The sequence below is a fragment of the Klenkia marina genome (genome assembly GCF_900101025.1).
Taxonomy (GTDB): domain Bacteria; phylum Actinomycetota; class Actinomycetes; order Mycobacteriales; family Geodermatophilaceae; genus Klenkia; species Klenkia marina.
The window spans coordinates 451470-470515 of sequence record NZ_FMUH01000003.1; the positions used below are offsets into that span (position 1 = coordinate 451470).

A 19046-nucleotide genomic window follows, 5' to 3' on the forward strand; every position below is an offset into this window, starting at 1 on the left:
GCAGCCGTGGCATCCGAGGTGGCATCCGAGGTGGTGGCCCCCGAGCAGGCGGCGGCCGAGCCCCCACGGGCCGCCCTGCCCGAGCGCCCGGCCCTGCAGCTGCCCGCCCAGAAGGCCGTCCCGGCGCCCGAGCCGGCCGACAGCGGCACCGTGCTGGACACCGTGCCGCGCCGCCGCGTGCGCGACCGCCTGGCCCGCCGCATCGTGGCCGGCCAGCGGTCCACCGTGGTCCGGCCCGTCCTCGAGCCGCTCGCCGCGCTGCACCGGCAGAGCCACCCCAAGGCCGACCTCGCCCTGCTCCAGCGGGCCTACGACGTCGCCGAGGAAGCCCACTCCAGCCAGAAGCGCAAGTCCGGCGACCCCTACATCACCCACCCGCTGGCGGTGGCCACGGTGCTCGCCGGTCTGGGCATGGACACCACCACGCTGGTTGCGGCCCTGCTGCACGACACCGTCGAGGACACCGGCGTCGGGCTGGAGACCATCACCGCCGACTTCGGCCCCGAGGTCGCCCACCTGGTCGACGGAGTGACCAAGATCGACAAGGTGTCGTTCGGGGACGGCGCCCAGGCCGAGACCATCCGCAAGATGATCGTCGCGATGGCCCGCGACCCCCGCGTGCTGGTGATCAAGCTCGCCGACCGGCTGCACAACATGCGCACCCTGCGCTTCCTCCCGCCCGAGAAGCAGGAGAAGAAAGCCCGCGAGACGCTGGAGATCCTGGCTCCGCTGGCCCACCGGCTGGGCATGAACACCATCAAGTGGGAGCTCGAGGACCTCGCGTTCGCCACCCTCTACCCCAAGCGCTACGACGAGATCGTGCGCCTGGTCGCCGAGCGGGCCCCGTCGCGCGACACCTACCTCGCCGAGGTCACCAGCGCGGTCACCGAGCAGCTCAAGGGCGCCAAGGTCGAGGCGACGGTGACCGGCCGGCCCAAGCACTACTACTCGATCTACCAGAAGATGATCGTCCGCGGCCGCGACTTCACCGACATCTGGGACCTCGTCGGCATCCGCATCCTGGTCGACTCCGTGCGCGACGTGTACGCCGCGCTGGGCATCATGCACGCGCACTGGCAGCCCGTCCCCGGCCGCTTCAAGGACTTCGTGGCCATGCCGAAGTTCAACATGTACCAGTCGCTGCACACCACGGTCATCGGCCCGCAGGGCAAGCCGGTCGAGCTGCAGATCCGCACCCACGACATGCACCGCACCGCCGAGTACGGCATCGCGGCGCACTGGAAGTACAAGGAGAAGGCGCGCGGCGGCGGCCCCGTCACGCCCATGAAGCCCGGGTCCTCCGGGGACGACATGCTGTGGCTGCGACAGCTGCTGGACTGGCAGCGCGAGGCCCAGGAGCCCGGCGAGTTCCTCGAGACCCTGCGCTACGACCTGGGTCCGCAGGAGGTCTTCGTCTTCACGCCCAAGGGCGACGTCATCAGCCTCCCGGACAAGTCCACCCCGGTGGACTTCGCGTTCGCCGTGCACACCGAGGTCGGCTACCGCTGCATCGGCGCCCGGGTCAACGGGTCGCTGGTCTCCCTGGACAGCACGCTGTCCAACGGCGACGTCGTCGAGGTCTTCACCTCCAAGTCGCCGACCGCGGGGCCCAGCCGGGACTGGCTGGACTTCGTCGGCTCCTCCCGGGCGCGCACCAAGATCCGGCAGTGGTTCACCAAGGAGCGCCGCGAGGACGCCGTCGAGGCGGGCAAGGACGCCCTGACCAAGGCCATGCGCAAGGCCGGCCTGCCCCTGCAGCGGCTCATGGGCGGCGACGCCCTGGCCACCCTGGCCGCCGACCTGCACCACCCCGACGTCAGCTCGCTGTACGCCGCCGTGGGGGAGAACCAGGTGTCGGCCGCCTCGGTGGTCGAGAAGCTGCTGGTCGCGCTCGGCGGCTCCGAGGGCGCCACCGAGGACATCGCCGAGACCGCGATCCCCACCCGTCGCTCGGTGGCCCGCAGCGCCAGCGGCGACCCCGGCATCGTCGTCACGGACATGACCGACGTGTGGGCCAAGCTCGCCAAGTGCTGCACCCCGGTGCCCGGCGACGACATCCTCGGCTTCGTCACCCGGGGCGGCGGCGTCAGCGTCCACCGCACCGACTGCACCAACGCCGCCGACCTGCAGAGCAAGCCCGAGCGCCTGGTCGAGGTGTCCTGGGCCGCCCAGCCCGGGGCGGTCTTCCTGGTCGCCATCCAGGTCGAGGCCCTCGACCGGCACCGGCTGCTCTCCGACGTCACCAAGGCCCTCGCCGACGAGCGGGTCAACATCCTCTCGGCCTCGGTGCAGACCAGCCGTGATCGGGTGGCCGTCAGCCGGTTCACCTTCGAGCTCGCCGACCCCGCCCACCTGGGCGCCGTCCTGCAGACCGTCCGCAACGTCGAGGGCGTCTTCGACGTGGAGCGCGTCACCGCGTGAGGAGCGGGGGCCCGAAGGGTCCCCCGACGAAGGCGGGCTCCCTTCTCGACGACGGGAGGGGTGAGGGACGAACCCCTCCCCGAGGAGAGAGCAGCCGCGCTCGCCGCAGCCGGGGTATGGCACGTGGCCGCGGTGCGATCCGGAGGATCGCGATGTGCTCAGCTGGGGGTGACCCCGGTGATGGTCACCGGGGTGGAGGGGGCGCCGTCCTGGCTGCCGTCGGCGGTGCCGGCGGCGGCGATCTGGTCGAGGACGCCGAGACCGGCCTCGTCGACCGTGCCGAAGACCGTGTAGTTCGGGTTGCCCTGCAGGCTGTCGCCGTAGACCAGGAAGAACTGGCTGCCGTCGGTGCCCTGCCCGCTGTTGGCCATCGCCAGGGTGCCCCGAGGATAGGTCTCCGTTCCCGACACCGCCGTCGGGAACGAGTAGCCGGGGCCGCCGGCGCCGGTGCCCGACGGGTCACCGCACTGCAGGACCTCGAGCCCGGGGCTGGTGGTCAGGCGGTGGCAGACGGTGCCGTCGAAGTAGCCCTGCGAGGCCAGCGTGGAGAAGCTGTCCGCGGCGCAGGCACCCAGACCCGAGTAGTCGAGCGTGATGCCGATGGCCCCGGCGCTGGTCGCGATGGTCTCGGCCTGGGTGCCGGTCGGCAGGTCGCCGGAGGGTGCGTCCACGGCGAACGTGCCGGAGCTGCCCTGCGCGTCGTAGGTGTAGGTGCACGACCCGGCCGCAGTGGTCTGGCCCGCACGCTCGGCGCCGGGACCCGGGGTGGGGGCGGCCGGGGCGCTGGTGGCGGCCGGCGACGAGCTGCTGGCCGTCGACGAGCTGTCGTCGTCACCACCGAGGTTGGTGATCAGGAGCGCGGCACCGACGACCACCACGACCGCCGCGACCGTGCTGCCGATCAGCAGGTTGCGGCGCCGGGCCCGCTGCTGGGCGGCCCGCCGCTCGAGCTGGCGCTGCAGGTGACGCTGGGCGGCTTGACGACGCTGCTTGTTGCTGACCACGGGTGCGGAGTCTAGGCAAGCCTCCCTGGCTGCCTGCTGGGACCACGGTCGGGACGCAGCCCGTGTCGGACCCGGGACGTACCCTGCTCGGGTGCTCATCCGCTCGTTCCCCGCCGGCGCGTTCGGCACCAACTGCTACGCCGTGGCCACCGGGCCGCGGGCCGAGTGCGTCGTCGTGGACCCCGGCATGGACGCCGTCGAGCCGCTGGCCGAGATGCTGGCCGCCGACGGGCTCAAGCCCGTCGCCGTCGTGCTCACCCACGGCCACCTCGACCACACGTTCTCGGTCCTGCCGGTGTGCGACGGCTACGACATCCCCGCCTACCTGCACCCGGCCGACTCCGGCATGCTCTCCGACCCGGCCCGCTGGCACGGCCCGCAGCTGGCCCCGCTGATCTCCGGCGTGCGGCTGCCCGACCCCGCCGACGTGCTGAGCCTCGACGACGGCGCCGTGCTGTCGCTGGCCGGCGTCGACCTCACCGTGCGGCACGCCCCCGGGCACACCCAGGGCTCGGTCATGTTCTCCCTCGACCTCGACGACGCGCCCGGTCTGCTGGCCGGCGACGTGCTGTTCGCCGGCTCGGTGGGCCGGGTCGACCTGCCCGGCGGGTCCTGGGACTCCATGCTCGGCTCGCTGCGCGACGTCGTCCTGCCCCTGGACGACGCCACCGTCGTGCTGCCCGGGCACGGCCCGGCCACCACCGTCGGCCGGGAGCGAGCCACGAACCCCTACCTGGCCGAGGCAGCTGCGGCGCACCCCGGCACGGCGCCGACCCGGGGTCGCGGGCTGTGAGCGACATCCAGCGGGCACCCAAGGGCACCTTCGACCGGCTGCCCCCCGAGTCCGCCGCCTACCTGGCCGCCCGCGACACCCTCGTGGCCCCGCTGCTCACGGCCGGCTACGGCTACGTCGAGACCCCGGTCTTCGAGGAGACCGCGGTCTTCTCCCGGGGCGTGGGGGAGTCCACCGACGTCGTGTCGAAGGAGATGTACACGTTCGCCGACCGCGGCGGCCGCTCCCTCACCCTCCGGCCGGAGTTCACCGCGGGCGTCATGCGCGCCTTCATCGAGCACCGGCTGTACGCCGGGGCGCTCCCGGCCAAGCTGTGGACCGTCGGCTCCGCGTTCCGCTACGAGCGGCCCCAGGCCGGGCGCTACCGGCACTTCACCCAGGTCAGCGTCGAGGCCCTCGGGGTCGACGACCCGGCCCTGGACGCCGAGCTCGTGGCGCTGGCCGACGCCGGCTTCCGGGGCCTGGGCCTCGCCGACTACGACCTCCAGCTGACCTCGCTCGGCGACGCCACGTGCCGGCCGCAGTACCGCGAGCTGCTCACCTCGTTCCTGGCCGGCCTGGACCTCGACGAGGAGACCCGCCGCCGCGCCGGGATCAACCCGCTGCGGGTGCTCGACGACAAGCGACCCGAGGTGCAGGCCCAGCTGGTCGACGCCCCCCTGCTGGTCGACCACCTCTCCGACAGCACGAAGGCGCACTACGACGCCGTCCGCCAGCACCTCTCCGACCTCGGTGTCACCTGGGTCGAGGCACCGCGGCTGGTGCGCGGCCTCGACTACTACACGAAGACGACCTTCGAGTTCGTGCACCGCGGGCTGGGCGCCCAGGCCAGCATCGGGGGCGGCGGTCGCTACGACGGCCTGTCCGCCGCGCTGGGCGGGCCCGACGTGTCGGGCATCGGCTACGCCGTCGGCGTCGACCGCACGATCCTGGCCGCCCAGGCCGAAGGCCTCGACATCGCCGTCACCTCGGGCATCGACGTCTTCGTCGTGCACCTCGGGGAGGAGGCCAAGCGGTTCGCCGTCGGCCTCGTCGGGCAGCTGCGGGCCGCCGGGGTCGCCGCGGACACCGTCTACGGCGGCCGCGGGCTCAAGGGCGCCATGAAGGCCGCCGACCGGTCCGGGGCCGCCCGCGTGGTCGTCGTGGGCGACCGCGACCTCGCCGAGGGCGTCGCCCAGGTGAAGACGATGGCCACCGGCGAGCAGGTCGCCGTCCCCCTGACCGAGCTGGCCGACTCGTTGCGTGCGAGCGTGTGAGCATGGAACAGCGACCTCTCGGCCGTACCGGCGCATCCGTCTCCGTCGTCGGGCTGGGCACCTGGCAGCTCGGCGCCGACTGGGGCGACGTGGACGACACCACCGCCCGGCAGGTGCTCGACACCGCGCTCGACGCGGGCGTCACGCTGCTGGACACCGCCGACGTCTACGGCGACGGCCGCTCCGAGCAGCGCATCGCCGCCGCCCTCGCCGACCGGGGCGGCGACCGCCCCTTCGTGGCCACCAAGGCCGGCCGCCGGGCCGACCCGTTCGTCGCCGAGACCTACACGCCCGACAACCTCCGGGCCTGGGTCGACCGCTCGCGCCGCAACCTCGCGGTGGACACCCTCGACCTGGTGCAGCTGCACTGCCCGCCCCCGGCCGTGTACTCCGACCAGCGGGTGTACGACACCCTCGACGGGTTCGTCGCCGACGGCTCGATCGCCGCCTACGGCGTCTCGGTGGAGACGGTGCAGGAGGGGCTGACCGCGCTCGAGCACGAGGGCGTGCAGTCCATCCAGGTGATCCTCAACGTCTTCCGCCGCAAGCCACTGGAGGAGCTGCTGCCCGCCGCGGCCGCCGCGCAGGTGGGCATCCTGGCCCGCGTGCCGCTGGCCTCGGGCCTGCTCACCGGCCGGTTCGGCGAGGACACCACCTTCGCCGCCACCGACCACCGCAACTTCAACCGCAACGGCGAGGCCTTCGACGTCGGCGAGACGTTCGCCGGCGTGCCCTACGAGGTCGGCGTGGCCGCTGCCCGCGAGTTCGTCGAGCTCTGCGGTGACCGCACACCCGCCCAGGTCGCCCTGCGCTGGGTCGTGCAGCAGGCCGGCGTCACCTCCGTGATCCCCGGTGCGAGCAGCGTGCGCCAGGCCCGGGGCAACGCCGACGCCGCCGACCTGCCGCCGCTCACCGACGGCGAGCTCGCCGACCTCGAGCGGCTCTACGACGAGCGCATCCGCACCCACGTCCACTCCCGCTGGTAGTCCCTGCCCCGCCCAGCCACCCCGCCCTCTCGAAAGGCAGCACCGTGCTCCGCACCCACGACGCCGGCACCCTCCGGGCCGCCGACGCCGGCACCACCGTCACCCTCGCCGGCTGGATCGCCCGCCGCCGTGACCACGGCGGGGTGGTCTTCCTCGACATCCGCGACGGGTCGGGCTACGCCCAGGTCGTCGTCCGCGAGGAGGAGGCGCACGCGCTGCGCAACGAGTTCTGCGTCCTCGTCACCGGCGACGTGCAGCGGCGTCCCGAGGGCAACGAGAACCCCGAGCTGCCCTCGGGCGAGATCGAGGTCGTCGCCTCGACGCTCGAGGTGCTCTCGACCTCGGCGCCGCTGCCCTTCCCGATCGAGACCGCGCAGGCCGCCGGGGACGACGTCCGGTACGCCCACCGTTACCTCGACCTGCGCCGTCAGGGGCCGGCCACGGTCATGAAGCTGCGCAGCGAGGTCAACCGGGTGGCCCGCGGGGTCATGGCCGGCCTCGGGTTCACCGAGGTCGAGACGCCCTCGCTGACCCGTTCCACCCCCGAGGGGGCGCGTGACTTCGTCGTCCCCGTCCGGTTGCAGCCCGGCTCCTGGTACGCCCTGCCGCAGTCCCCGCAGCTGTTCAAGCAGCTGCTGATGATCGGCGGGCTCGAGCGCTACTACCAGATCGCGCGCTGCTTCCGCGACGAGGACTTCCGCGCCGACCGCCAGCCCGAGTTCACCCAGCTGGACTTCGAGATGAGCTTCGTCGACCGCGACGACGTCCTCGACGTCGCCTCGGCCGTGGTCACCGAGCTGTGGCGCGAGCTGGCCGACCACGAGGTCGGCGAGATCCCGCGGATGACCTACCGCGAGGCCATGGACCGCTTCGGGTCCGACAAGCCCGACACCCGCTTCGGCGTCGAGCTCACCGAGCTGACGTCGTTCTTCGCCGACACCCCGTTCCGCGTCTTCCAGTCGCCGTACGTCGGTGCCGTCGTGATGCCCGGGGGTGGGTCGCAGCCGCGGCGCACCTTCGACGCCTGGCAGGACTGGGCCCGCTCGCGCGGGGCCAAGGGCCTGGCCTACGTCACGGTCGCCGAGGACGGCACGCTCGGGGGGCCGGTCACCAAGAACATCTCCGACACCGAGCGCGAGGGCCTGGTCGCCGCGGTCGGCGCGCAGCCCGGGGATTGCATCTTCTTCGCCGCCGGGCCCCGCCGTCCGGCCCAGGAGCTGCTGGGCGCCGCCCGCAACGAGATCGCCAAGCGCCTCGAGCTGGTGCCCGAGGGCTCGTGGTCGTTCCTGTTCGTCGTCGACTTCCCGATGTTCGAGGAGACCGAGGACGGCGGCTGGACCTTCATGCACCACCCGTTCACCTCGCCCACCCCCGAGTGGCGCGAGCGGTTCGCCGAGGACAAGGGTGCGGCGCTGTCCGACGCCTACGACCTGGTGATCAACGGCAACGAGTGCATGTCCGGCTCGGTCCGCATCCACGACGCCGCGCTGCAGGAGCGGGTGTTCGAGACCCTCGGCATGTCCCGCGAGGAGGCCCGCGAGCGGTTCGGCTTCTTCCTCGAGGCCTTCGCCTACGGCCCGCCGCCGCACGCCGGTGCGGCGCTGGGCTGGGACCGCCTGACGGCTCTGCTGGCCGGGGTCGACTCGATCCGCGAGGTCATCGCCTTCCCGAAGACCGGCGCCGGCTACGACCCGCTGACCGGTGCCCCGACGCCGATCAGCGACGCCCAGCGCAAGGAGGCCGGCATCGACGCCGACCGCGCCCCGGCGAAGGCTGCCGCGCAGGAGTCCTGACCGGCCGGCCGTGGTCCGGGCTGGGTAACGTGCGCCACATGCTGCGCGCTCGCACCCTGCTCGGACCCGGCCCCTGCAACCCCTACCCGGAGGCCACGGTCGCCCTCGGGCAGCCGCTGCTGGGTCACCTCGACCCGATGTTCCTCGAGGTGCTCGACGAGACCTCCGACCGCCTGCGCACGGTCTTCGGCACCGGGAACCGCCGCACCCTGCCGCTGTCGGCCACGGGCTCGGCCGGCATGGAGGCCGCGTTCGTCAACACCCTCGGCCCCGGCGACGTGGCGGTCGTGGCGGTCAACGGGCTGTTCGGCCAGCGCATGGTCGACGTCGCCTCGCGCACCGGCGCCGAGGTGGTGGCCGTCGAGCACGAGTGGGGGCAGCCGGTCGACGCCGACCGCGTGCTCTCGGCGCACCCTGCGCCCAAGGTCATCGCGGCGGTGCACGCCGAGACCTCGACCGGCGTCGAGTCCGACATGGCCGCGCTCGGCGCCGGCAAGGGCGACGCGCTGCTGGTCGCCGACTGCGTGACGTCGCTGGGCGGCATCCCGGTGGCTCTCGACGAGTGGGGCGTGGACATCGCCTACTCGGGCTCGCAGAAGTGCCTGGGCGTCGCTCCCGGGCTCGCCCCGTTCACCATCTCCGACCGGGCCTGGGAGCGGCGCATCGAGAAGCCGCAGTCCTGGTACCTCGACCTGGGCATGCTCGGTGGCTACGCGGGCGAGGCCGCGGGCTCCGGTGGGCGCACGTACCACCACACCGCCCCGACGGGCATGGTCGTCTCGCTGCACGCCGGCCTGGGCCGGGTGCTGGAGGAGGGGTTGCCCGCCGTCCACGCCCGGCACGCCGCCGCCGGTGGCGCGCTGCAGGCCGGTCTGGTCGAGCGCGGGATGCGTCTGTTCGCCGCCGAGGGCCACCGGCTGCCCGAGCTCACCACGGTCTGGGTGCCCGAGGGCGTCGACTCGGCCGCGGTGCGCAAGCGTCTGCTCGACGAGTTCTCGATCGAGATCGGCGGCGGGGTCGGCCAGTACGCCGCGACCGTCTGGCGCATCGGGATGATGGGCCACAACGCCCGACCCGACACGGTGGCCACGGTGCTCGCCGCGCTGGACGCCGTCCTCGCCTGAGGGGCCCCGGCTTCCCTCGCCCGGGCCCAGTCGCCCCGGCCCACTGTGCAGTTGCGGTCGCCGACACCCGTCGGCGCGCTGAGGCAGGCAACCGCAACTGCACGCTCGCGCCCCGGACGGGGCGGGAGGGTCAGGGGGTCGTGTTCAGCCTCGCGAGCTGTTCGTCGCTCAGCCGGACGTGGGTGGCGGCGGCGGAGTCGATGATCGAGCGCGGCTTGCTGGCACCCGGGATCGGGATGACGACGTCGGCCTGGGCCAGGTGCCAGGCCAGTGTGACCTGGTAGACCGACACGTCCAGTTCCTCGGCCACGGCGGCGAACTCGGCCGCCGTCTCGGCCAGCGACCCCGCACCGCCCATGCCGCCGAAGGGGCTCCACGGGAACCAGGCGATGCCGTGCGCGGCGCAGTGCGCGAGCTCGTCGGCCGAGGAGCGGAAGCCGGGGGAGAACTCGTTCTGCACGCTGACGAACGCGTCGCCGCAGATCGCCCGGGCCTCGTCGATCTGCGCGACGGTCGCGTTGGAGACGCCCACCATGCGCACCTTCCCCGCGTCGTACAGGTCCTTCAGCGCGCCCATCGACTCCGCCCACGGGGTCTGCGGGTCGGGCCGGTGGAACTGGTAGAGCCCGATGGCGTCGACCCCCAGGGCCTGCAGCGAGGCGTCGCAGGCGCGTCGCAGGTACGCAGGGCTGCCGTCGAGGCCCCACTCCTTCCCTTCGCGGGTGTGCCCGCCCTTGGTGGCGATGAGCACGTCGTCCGAGCCGCCCCACGACCGGACGGCGGCGGCGACCGTGCGCTCGTTGTGGCCCATCTCGGTGGCGTCGAGGCAGTAGGCGTCGGCGGTGTCGACGAGCCGGACGCCGGCGTCGAGCGCAGCGTGCACCACGGCCTCGGCCGCCTCGGGGGAGGGGCGCTGCGGGGTGATGGACAGGGGCATGGCGCCCAGGCCGATGGCCGAGGTGGTCACGCGGCCGACGACGTCGTTGCCGATGGTGCGGTGCTGCACAGGAGGTCCTCTCGACGGGTTCGGGTCTGCCGGGACTGTCTGCCCCCGGCGGTAGCGTCGCAAGCGTGAGCACCCTGTTCGACCCGGACCCCGACGAGCGCGCCGCCGCGGTCGACCCGGGCGCGCCGCTGGCCGTGCGCATGCGGCCGCGCGGGCTGGACGAGGTGGTCGGCCAGAAGCACCTGCTCGGCCCCCGCGCACCGCTCCGGCGGCTGGTCGAGGCCGACGAGCCCATGTCGCTGGTGCTCTACGGCCCGCCCGGCACCGGCAAGACCACGCTGGCGCACGTCATCTCGCTGGCCACCAAGCGCAAGTTCGTGCAGCTCTCGGCCCTCGACGCGGGGGTCAAGGAGGTGCGGGCGGTCATCGCGGCGGCCAAGAACGAGCTGGTGCACGGCAACCGGCGCACCGTGCTGTTCATCGACGAGGTGCACCGCTTCTCCAAGACCCAGCAGGACTCCCTGCTGTCCGCGGTGGAGGACCGCATCGTCAGCCTCATCGCGGCCACCACCGAGAACCCGTTCTTCTCCGTGGTGAGCCCGCTGCTGTCCCGCTCGCTGGTGCTCGCGCTGCAGTCGCTCTCCGACGACGACGTCCGCGAGGTGCTGCACCGGGCGATCGCCTCCGACCGCGGTCTCGACGGCGCCGTCGCGCTGGCCGCCGACGCCGAGGAGCACCTGCTGCGGGTGGCCGGCGGCGACGCGCGCAAGGCCCTGACGGCGCTGGAGTCCGGTGCCGGCGCCGCGCGGGCCGCGGGGGTCGACGTCCTCGACCTGGCCACGCTCGAGACCGCCGTCGCCCAGGCGGCGGTCCGCTACGACCGCGCCGGCGACCAGCACTACGACGTCGCCAGTGCGCTCATCAAGTCCATCCGGGGCTCGGACGTCGACGCGGCCATGCACTACCTGGCCCGCATGGTCGAGGCGGGGGAGGACCCCCGGTTCATCGCCCGCCGGCTGGTCATCAGCGCCAGCGAGGACATCGGCATGGCCGACCCCACCGCGCTGCAGGTCGCCGTGGCCGCGGCCGACGCGGTCGCCTTCATCGGCATGCCCGAGGGCCACTTCGCCCTCGCCCAGGCCGTCGCCCACCTGGCCACGGCGCCGAAGTCCAACGCGCTCACGGTGGCCATCTCCGAGTCGGTGGCCGACGTCCGTGCCGGGTTGGCCGGGCCGGTGCCGCCGGGCCTGCGCGACGCGCACTACGCCGGGGCGAAGAAGCTCGGGCACGGCGCCACCTACGCCTACCCGCACGACCACCCCGACGGCGTGCTGGCCCAGCAGTACCCGCCCGACGCCCTGGTCGGTCGCGACTACTACCGGCCCACCGGCCGCGGTGCCGAGGCCGCGATCGGTGCCCGACTGGCCAAGCTCCGGGCGATCGTGCGGCGGCGCCGTTGAGCCTCGGACCCCGCGGATAGGGTGACCCCGACCTGGAGACAGCCGGGGCCGCCGTTCCACCAGTCGAAGTTCCACGAGCAGGGGAGTCACCACGTGTCCGCAGGAGAGATCGCCGGCCTCATCGCCGCCGGCGCACTGGTGCTGTTGGTGGTGCTGCTGGCCGTACCGCTGGTCAAGCTCGGCCGCACGCTCGACGAGACCACGCTCACCATCCGCCAGGTCCGCGAGCAGAGCCAGCCGATCCTGAGCCAGGCCTCCACCACGGTCACCCACGTCAACGCCAACCTCGAGCGCGTCGACGACATCACCGGCAACGCCGCGAACGTCTCCAGCAACGTCGCCGCGCTCACCAGCGTCTTCGCCGCCACCCTGGGCAGCCCGCTCATCAAGGCCGCGGCGTTCAGCTACGGCGTGCGCAGCGCGGTCGGCAAGAAGCGCGAGGGCCAGGCCCTGGCATCCGCCCAGCGCGACCAGAAGGCCGAGCGCCGCGCGCGCCGGGCCGCCCGGCGGGCCGGCTGATGCGCCGCGTGTTCTGGCTGGCGATGGGCGTCACCATCGGGGTCCTCGTCGTCCGCAAGATGTCCGCTGCCGCCGAGCGGCTCACCCCGCAGTCGGTGGCCGGCCAGCTGGCCGACGGCCTGCGCGACCTCGGCGACGCGATCGCCGACTTCGGCGCCGACGTCCGCGCCGCCGCCGCCTCCCGCGAGGACGAGCTGCGCGCCGGCACGGGTCTCGACGCCCCGCTGCCCACCCGCGACGAGGCCACTGCCGGCGGCCAGGCCGCCCTGCAGGCCCGCCGCGGTGCGCACGCCGCCGACTCCTGACCTGCACCACCCCGAGCAGTCACCACCCCGGGCGCCCCACCGGGCCCGATCGAGAACGAGCTGAGATGCAGACCGCCGAGATCCGTCGCCGTTTCCTGGAGCACTTCGAGAAGCGCGGGCACACCGTGGTGCCCAGCGCCTCGCTGGTCTCGCCCGACCCGTCGCTGCTGTTCACCGTGGCCGGCATGGTGCCGTTCATCCCGTACCTGACCGGTCGCGAGCCCGCGCCCTACCCGCGGGCCACCAGCGTGCAGAAGTGCGTGCGCACCCTCGACATCGAGGAGGTCGGCAAGACCACGCGGCACGGCACGTTCTTCCAGATGAACGGCAACTTCTCCTTCGGCGACTACTTCAAGGAGGGCGCCATCGAGGCGGCGTGGTCGCTGATCACCACGCCCGTCGACGAGGGCGGCCTGGGCATCCCGACCGAGAAGATCTGGGTGACGGTCTACCTCGACGACGACGAGGCGGCCGAGGCGTGGGCCCGCATCTCGGGCCTGCCCGAGGAGCGCATCCAGCGGCTGGGCAAGGACAGCAACTACTGGTCCACCGGCGCCGCCGGACCGGCCGGGCCGTGCTCGGAGATCTTCTACGACCGCGGGCCCGAGTACGGCCCCGACGGCGGCCCGCTGGTCGACGAGGCCGGCGACCGGTTCCTGGAGTTCTGGAACCTCGTCTTCATGCAGTACGAGCGCGGCGACGGCGAGGGCAAGGAGTTCCCGATCCTCGGCGAGCTGCCGAAGAAGAACATCGACACCGGCATGGGCATGGAGCGCGTCGCGTTCCTGCTCCAGGGCGTCGACAACATGTACGAGATCGACGAGGTGGCGCCGGTCCTGCACCGGGCCGCCGAGCTCGCCGGCATCCGCTACGGCGCCGACCACGACGCCGACGTGCGGCTGCGGGTGGTGGCCGACCACGTCCGCTCGGCGCTGATGATCATCGGCGACGGCGTCACCCCGGGCAACGAGGGCCGCGGCTACATCCTGCGGCGGCTGCTGCGCCGCGCGGTGCGCTCCATGCGCCTGCTGGGCGTCGACGGCGCCGTGCTGCCCACGCTGCTGCCGGTCAGCCGCGACGCGATGAGCCCCAGCTACCCCGACCTGGCCACCGACTTCGAGCGCATCTCCTCGGTCGCCTACGCCGAGGAGGAGGCGTTCGCCCGCACCCTCACCGCCGGCACCGCGCTGCTGGACACCGCGGTCACCCAGCTCAAGCAGGCCGGCACCCCGCAGCTGCCCGGCGCGCAGGCCTTCCAGCTGCACGACACCTACGGCTTCCCGATCGACCTGACGCTGGAGATGGCGGCCGAGCAGGGCGTCAGCGTCGACGAGGCCGGGTTCCGCGCGCTCATGACCGAGCAGCGCGACCGCGCCCGGGCCGACGCCCGCGCCAAGCGCAGCGGCGGCGTCGACGTCAGCCGGTTCTCCGAGCTGCTCGCCCAGCACGGCCCCACCGACTGGCGGGCCTACGAGACGCTGCGCACCGAGTCCCGCGTGCTGGGCGTCGTCGGCGACGCCGAGGTCGCCGGCCCCGGCGAGCTGACCCGCGTCGTCCTCGACGCCACGCCCTTCTACGCCGAGTCCGGCGGCCAGGTCGCCGACGCCGGCCACCTGGTCTGGGACGGCGGCCGCGCCGAGGTCGTCGACGTCCAGCGGCCGGTCAAGGGCCTGGTGTCCCACCAGGTGCGCATCCTCGAGGGCGAGCTGCGCGAGGGCGCCGAGCTCGCCGCCGAGGTCGACCTCGAGTGGCGCCGCTCGGCCTGCCAGGCGCACTCGGGCACCCACGTGGTGCACGCCGCACTGCGCCGGGTGCTCGGCCCGCAGGCGCTGCAGGCCGGTTCCTACAACCGGCCGGGCTACCTGCGGCTGGACTTCGCCTGGCAGGGCGCGCTGACCACCCAGCAGCGCGCCGACATCGAGGACGTCGCCAACGCCGCGGTCCGCGAGGACCAGGCCGTCCGCGCGCTGTGGATGACCTTGCCCGAGGCCCGCGAGTTCGGGGCCCTGGCGCTGTTCGGCGAGACGTACGGCGAGCAGGTGCGCGTCGTGGAGATCGGCGGCGAGTGGTCCCGCGAGCTCTGCGGTGGCACCCACGTGCGCGGCAGCGCCCAGATCGGCACCCTGGCCCTCACCGGCGAGAGCTCGGTCGGTTCCGGTTCGCGCCGCGTCGAGGCCGTCGTCGGTCTCGAGGGCTTCCGCTACCTCGCCCGCGAGCGCGACCTGGTGCGACAGCTGTCCGACCTGCTCAAGACGCCGCAGGACGGTCTGGTCGAGCGGGTCAGCGGCATGCTGTCCCGCCAGCGCGACGCCGAGCGCGAGCTGGCCGAGCTGCGCGGCGCCCAGACGCTGGCGGCAGCCGGCGACCTGGCGGCGTCGGCCCGCGCGGTCGGCGACGTGCAGCTGGTCACCGGGGCACCGGGCGGGCTGTCCGGCGGGGACCTGCGCACGCTCGCCCTCGACGTCCGGGGCCGGTTGGGCACCGAGCAGCCCGTCGCCGTCGTCCTCGCCTCGGCCGCCGACGGCAAGGTCGCGCTGCTCGCGGCGCTGAACCCGGCCGCCCAGGAGCGCGGGCTCAGCGCGAACGACCTGCTGCGTGCCGCGGCCGGGCCGGTGGCCGGGCGCGGGGGCGGCAAGGCCGACGTCGCCCAGGGCGGTGGCACCGACCCGGCCGGCATCCCCGCCGCGCTCGCCGCCGTGGAGCAGGCCCTGACCGGGGCGGTCGGCGCCGCGTGACGTCGCCGCAGGCGCCGGCCTGGGTCCCGGGCCGACGCCTGGGGATCGACGTCGGCACGGTGCGGGTGGGCGTGGCGATGTCCGACCCGACCGGGTTCCTGGCCTCGCCGCTGGAGACGCTGCGTCGTGCCAAGGACGAGTCCGATCTCGACCGGTTGGCCGCTCTCGTCGTGGAACACGAGGTGGTGGAGGTGGTGGTGGGGGACCCGAGGCACCTGTCGGGTGCGTCCGGGGCTTCCGCCGCCGATGCAGGCGCCTACGCTGGTTCACTGGCCACGCGGATCGGGGACGTCCCGGTGCGCCTCGTCGACGAAAGGCTGTCCACCGTGACCGCAGCCAGTCACCTCCGGGCCCGCGGGATCGACGCCCGCCGGCAGCGCGCGGTGATCGACCAGGCAGCGGCCGTGGTCATCCTGCAGAGCCATCTGGACCGCGGGCGTGCCGCGGGCGGCCGGTGAGCGCATGAGCGACGACGACCGCGACACCGGCCGCCGGCGGCGCCGCCACGACGGCGAGGGTCGGGCCGCCTCGGACTTCCTCGCCGAGTGGCACACCGGCGAGTTCCCCGCGATCCAGGACGAGCCCACCGGCCCGCTCACCGGGGGGCGCCGGGCCCGCCGCATCGCCGCCGAGCAGGAGGCCGCCCGCGGGCGTGCCGTCCCCCCGCCGGCGCCCGCGACCGACGCGACCGTCCGCACCCCCCTGGTCCCCGGCGCCCAGCCGCGCGGCCGCACGCCCCAGGTCCCGGGCACGCCGCCGCGGCCCCCGCGTCCTCCGGTGTCCGCGCTGTCCGGTCTGGTGCTCGGCACCACGGGCGAGACCCCGGCCCAGCGGGCCACGCCGGCGTGGGACACCGAGTCCACCGACGAGCACCCCCGCTACGCCGGGGACCCCCAGCACGACGCGCCCCACGACCCCGAGCACGACGGGCACCACGACGACGTCGAGCAGGTCGACGACCGCCTCGACCGCTACCCGGCCAGCGACGAGCTGCCCGCGCAGCGCCGGGCCGCCGGCGCGCGAGCGGCCTCCGGTGACCACCCGGCCTCCGGGGAGCACCCGGTCTGGGACCAGACCGGTGGGCTCGAGGTCATCGGCGCCGACGTCGAGGAGGAGCGGGGGCGTCGTGGCCGCCGCCGTGGTGGGTCCGGCGAGCGACCCCGCCGGCGCAAGCGCCGGCCGGTCACCGTCGTCCTCTCGCTGCTGGTCCTGGCCGGTCTCGTGGTCGGCATCGTGCTCGGTGGGCAGTGGCTGATCGACAAGGTCAACCCCACCGCTGCCGACTACACCGGCTCCGGCAGCGGTGAGGTGCAGGTGCGGGTGGAGGACGGCGACTCCCTGACCGCGATCGCCAACACCCTCGTGGGCAACGACGTCATCGCCTCCACCGGGCCGTTCGTCGACGCGGCGTCGGCGAACCCCGCCGCTGCCGGCATCCAGCCCGGCGTCTACTCGATGTCCCTGCAGATGAGCGGACAGGCCGCGCTGGACCGGCTGCTGGACCCCGCGTCCCGGCTCTTCGCCCGGGTGACCCTGCCCGAGGGCCTGCGGGTCGAGGCCGCCCTGCAGCGCATCGCCGACAACTCCGAGATCCCGCTCGCCGACCTGCAGGCCGCGGCGGCCGACCCGGCGCAGCTGGGCCTGCCCGCCTGGGCCAACGGCCAGCTCGAGGGTCACCTGTTCCCGGCCACCTACGACGTCCAGCCCGGCGAGACCGCCGCCCAGGTGCTGAGCGCGATGGTCGCCCGGGCCGAGCAGACCTTGGACTCGCTCCAGATCCCCGAGGCCGACCGGCTGCGGGTGCTCACCGAGGCGAGCCTGGTGCAGGCCGAGGCGGCCACCACCGAGGACATGGCCAAGGTCGCCACCGTCATCGACAACCGGGTCGCGATCGGCCAACCGCTGCAGTTCGACACCACGGTCAACTACGCCACCGGCAAGAGCGGCATCACCACCACCAGCGACGACCGGCAGATCGACTCGCCGTACAACACCTACCGGTACGCAGGGCTGCCGCCGGGGGCCATCGACAGCCCGGGCGAGGAGGCGCTGCAGGCGGTCCTGAACCCGACGCCGGGCGACTGGCTGTACTTCGTGGTGGTCAACCCCGACACCGGCGACACCCGCTTCGCCGCGACGCTCGAGGAGCACAACGCCAACGTGGCGCTGTTCCAGCAGTGGCTGCGCGAGAACCCGAGTGACTAACCGGGCCGCCGTCCTGGGGCGACCCGTCACGCACTCGCTGTCGCCGGTGCTGCACCGGGCCGCCTACGCCGCGCTGGGTCTGCACGACTGGACCTACGAGGCCCTCGACCTCGGCGCCGAGGACCTGCCGGTGCTGCTCGCCGGGCTGGACGACGAGTGGCGCGGCTTCTCGGTGACCATGCCGTGCAAGCAGGCCGCGGCGGCGTTCGCCACCGAGTCCGACCCGCTGCCCCGGCTGCTGGGGGCGGCGAACACCCTGGTGCGGGTGCCGGGCGGGTGGCGGGCGGAGAACACCGACGTCACCGGGGTCGGCCTGGCCCTGCAGGTGGCCGGCGTGCAGCAGGTGGGGCACGCGGCGATCCTCGGGGCGGGGGGCACGGCGAGCGCCGCAGCCGTCGCGCTGGCCAGCCTCGGCGCCCAGACCGTCGACGTCGTGGTGCGCGAGCCGAGCCGCGCGGCCGGGGTGCTCGCCGTCCTCGACGCCCTCGAGGTGACCGCGCGGGTGGCCCGCTTCGAGACCACCCCCGAGGTGTCCGCCCCCGTGGTGGTGAGCACCGTCCCCGTCGACGGCCAGACCACGGTCGCCGGGTTGCACTGGTCGGCCGGGCAGACCGTGCTCGACGTCCTCTACGACGGCTGGCCGACCCCGCTGGCTGCCGCCGTCGCCGCCGTGGGCGGCACGCCCGTGCACGGGGCAGAGGTGCTGTTCTGGCAGGCCACCGTGCAGGTCGAGCTGATGACCGGGCACCCCGCGCCGATCGAGGCGATGCGCACCGCCCTGGACGCTGCCCTCGCCCGCTGACCGTGCTGCCGCTGGCTGCGCTGCCCACCGCTGTGCTCCCGCTGGCCGCGGGTCTGCTGGGCGCAGCGCTCGGCCCGTGGCTGGCACGGGCCACCGTGCGGTTGGCCACCCGCGACCGGACCGCCGGCGCGGGCCGGGTGCGCACGCTGGTCACGACCGTCCTGACGGCCGCACTGCTGGCCGGGGGCGCGGCACTGGTCGGCCCGCGACCGGCGCTCGGGGGCGTGCTGTGGCTGGCCGCCGCGGGCGTCGTGCTGGCCGGCGTCGACCTCGCCACCCACCGGCTGCCCGACGTGGTGACCCTGCCCGCCCTCGCGGTGCTGGTCGCCGCGACGGCGGTCGACGCGCTGGTCACCGGCGACGGGGCGCGGGCGCTGCACGGCGTGCTGCTCGGGGCGGCCGCCTTCGGGGTGGCCGCGGCCCTCCGGCTGGCCGCCCCGGCCGGGCTCGGGTTCGGCGACGTCAAGCTGCTGGCCCCGCTCGGCGTGCTGCTGGGCTGGGTGGGCGGCGGCACCCTGGTCGTCGTCGGGGTGTTCCTGGGGTTGGTCGTCGGCGCGGTGGCCAGCCTCGTCCTGCTGGCCACCGGGCGGGCCGGGTGGCGGTCGGCGGTGCCGTTCGGACCGCCTCTGCTGGCGGGTGCGGCCCTGGCCTGCGCGCTGGCCCCGGGCCTGACCGGACCGCTCTGAGCAGACCTGTC

At 74.2% G+C, this 19046-nt stretch carries 16 protein-coding genes; 14 read left to right on the top strand and 2 right to left on the bottom strand.

Going from position 1 to position 19046, the window contains the following annotated elements; all coding sequences use genetic code 11:
* The first annotated feature begins 6 nt into the window (after window positions 1-6).
* Window positions 7-2421: a RelA/SpoT family protein gene (locus tag BLP29_RS11835; protein WP_279385447.1), complete on the top strand. Its 2415-nt coding sequence runs from the start codon at window positions 7-9 to the stop codon at window positions 2419-2421.
* 158 nt (window positions 2422-2579) lie between these two features.
* On the opposite strand, the gene BLP29_RS11840 is transcribed toward BLP29_RS11835, so the two are convergent.
* Window positions 2580-3425: a peptidylprolyl isomerase gene (locus BLP29_RS11840; RefSeq protein ID WP_092804431.1), complete on the bottom strand. Its 846-nt coding sequence runs from the start codon at window positions 3423-3425 to the stop codon at window positions 2580-2582.
* 91 nt (window positions 3426-3516) lie between these two features.
* On the opposite strand from BLP29_RS11840, the gene BLP29_RS11845 reads away from it, so the two are divergent.
* Genes BLP29_RS11845 through BLP29_RS11865 form a run of 5 tightly spaced genes read left to right on the top strand, consistent with a single transcriptional unit; the run spans window position 3517 to window position 9377 of the window.
* Window positions 3517-4218, top strand: coding sequence for an MBL fold metallo-hydrolase (locus tag BLP29_RS11845; RefSeq protein ID WP_092804434.1), 702 nt, complete (start codon window positions 3517-3519; stop codon window positions 4216-4218).
* Window positions 4215-5474, top strand: a complete 1260-nt coding sequence (hisS, locus tag BLP29_RS11850) for a histidine--tRNA ligase (RefSeq protein WP_092804437.1) — start codon at window positions 4215-4217, stop codon at window positions 5472-5474. The genes BLP29_RS11845 and hisS overlap by 4 nt, the downstream gene beginning before the upstream one ends.
* 2 nt (window positions 5475-5476) lie before the next feature.
* A complete protein-coding gene (locus BLP29_RS11855) occupies window positions 5477-6460 on the top strand; it encodes an aldo/keto reductase (protein ID WP_092804440.1) in 984 nt (327 codons plus the stop codon).
* Window positions 6461-6504: 44 nt separating this feature from the next.
* Window positions 6505-8253 (top strand): aspartate--tRNA ligase, encoded by a 1749-nt coding sequence (gene aspS, locus BLP29_RS11860; RefSeq protein ID WP_092804443.1) that lies wholly within the window; start codon window positions 6505-6507, stop codon window positions 8251-8253.
* A gap of 38 nt (window positions 8254-8291) precedes the next feature.
* Window positions 8292-9377, top strand: coding sequence for a pyridoxal-phosphate-dependent aminotransferase family protein (locus tag BLP29_RS11865; RefSeq protein WP_092804447.1), 1086 nt, complete (start codon window positions 8292-8294; stop codon window positions 9375-9377).
* A gap of 130 nt (window positions 9378-9507) precedes the next feature.
* Here the strand turns inward: BLP29_RS11865 and BLP29_RS11870 are convergent, their stop codons facing one another.
* A complete protein-coding gene (locus BLP29_RS11870; protein ID WP_165839366.1) occupies window positions 9508-10383 on the bottom strand; it encodes an aldo/keto reductase in 876 nt (291 codons plus the stop codon).
* 65 nt (window positions 10384-10448) lie between these two features.
* Between BLP29_RS11870 and BLP29_RS11875 the strand changes: the two genes are divergently transcribed.
* The 8 genes from BLP29_RS11875 to BLP29_RS11910 all read left to right on the top strand — a co-directional run bounded on the left by BLP29_RS11875 (window position 10449) and on the right by BLP29_RS11910 (window position 19035).
* Window positions 10449-11783, top strand: coding sequence for a replication-associated recombination protein A (locus tag BLP29_RS11875; protein WP_207798444.1), 1335 nt, complete (start codon window positions 10449-10451; stop codon window positions 11781-11783).
* 93 nt (window positions 11784-11876) lie between these two features.
* Window positions 11877-12302, top strand: coding sequence for a DUF948 domain-containing protein (locus BLP29_RS11880; protein ID WP_092804450.1), 426 nt, complete (start codon window positions 11877-11879; stop codon window positions 12300-12302).
* On the top strand, window positions 12302-12607 hold the full coding sequence (locus tag BLP29_RS11885) for a hypothetical protein (RefSeq protein WP_092804453.1): 306 nt from the start codon (window positions 12302-12304) through the stop codon (window positions 12605-12607). Before BLP29_RS11880 ends, BLP29_RS11885 begins: the two co-directional genes overlap by 1 nt.
* 65 nt (window positions 12608-12672) lie before the next feature.
* Entirely contained in the window at window positions 12673-15342 is a 2670-nt protein-coding gene (gene alaS / locus BLP29_RS11890; RefSeq protein WP_092804456.1) for an alanine--tRNA ligase, read from the top strand.
* Window positions 15339-15800: a Holliday junction resolvase RuvX gene (gene ruvX, locus BLP29_RS11895; protein WP_092804459.1), complete on the top strand. Its 462-nt coding sequence runs from the start codon at window positions 15339-15341 to the stop codon at window positions 15798-15800. Before alaS ends, ruvX begins: the two co-directional genes overlap by 4 nt.
* A 4-nt stretch (window positions 15801-15804) precedes the next feature.
* A complete protein-coding gene (gene mltG, locus BLP29_RS11900; protein WP_207798445.1) occupies window positions 15805-17547 on the top strand; it encodes an endolytic transglycosylase MltG in 1743 nt (580 codons plus the stop codon).
* Window positions 17540-18349: a shikimate dehydrogenase gene (locus tag BLP29_RS11905; protein WP_092804462.1), complete on the top strand. Its 810-nt coding sequence runs from the start codon at window positions 17540-17542 to the stop codon at window positions 18347-18349. Before mltG ends, BLP29_RS11905 begins: the two co-directional genes overlap by 8 nt.
* Window positions 18350-18351: 2 nt before the next feature.
* Window positions 18352-19035 carry a prepilin peptidase gene (locus BLP29_RS11910; protein ID WP_243469892.1) on the top strand — a complete coding sequence of 228 codons (684 nt, stop codon included), beginning with the start codon at window positions 18352-18354 and terminating at the stop codon, window positions 19033-19035.
* Window positions 19036-19046: the final 11 nt, after the last annotated feature.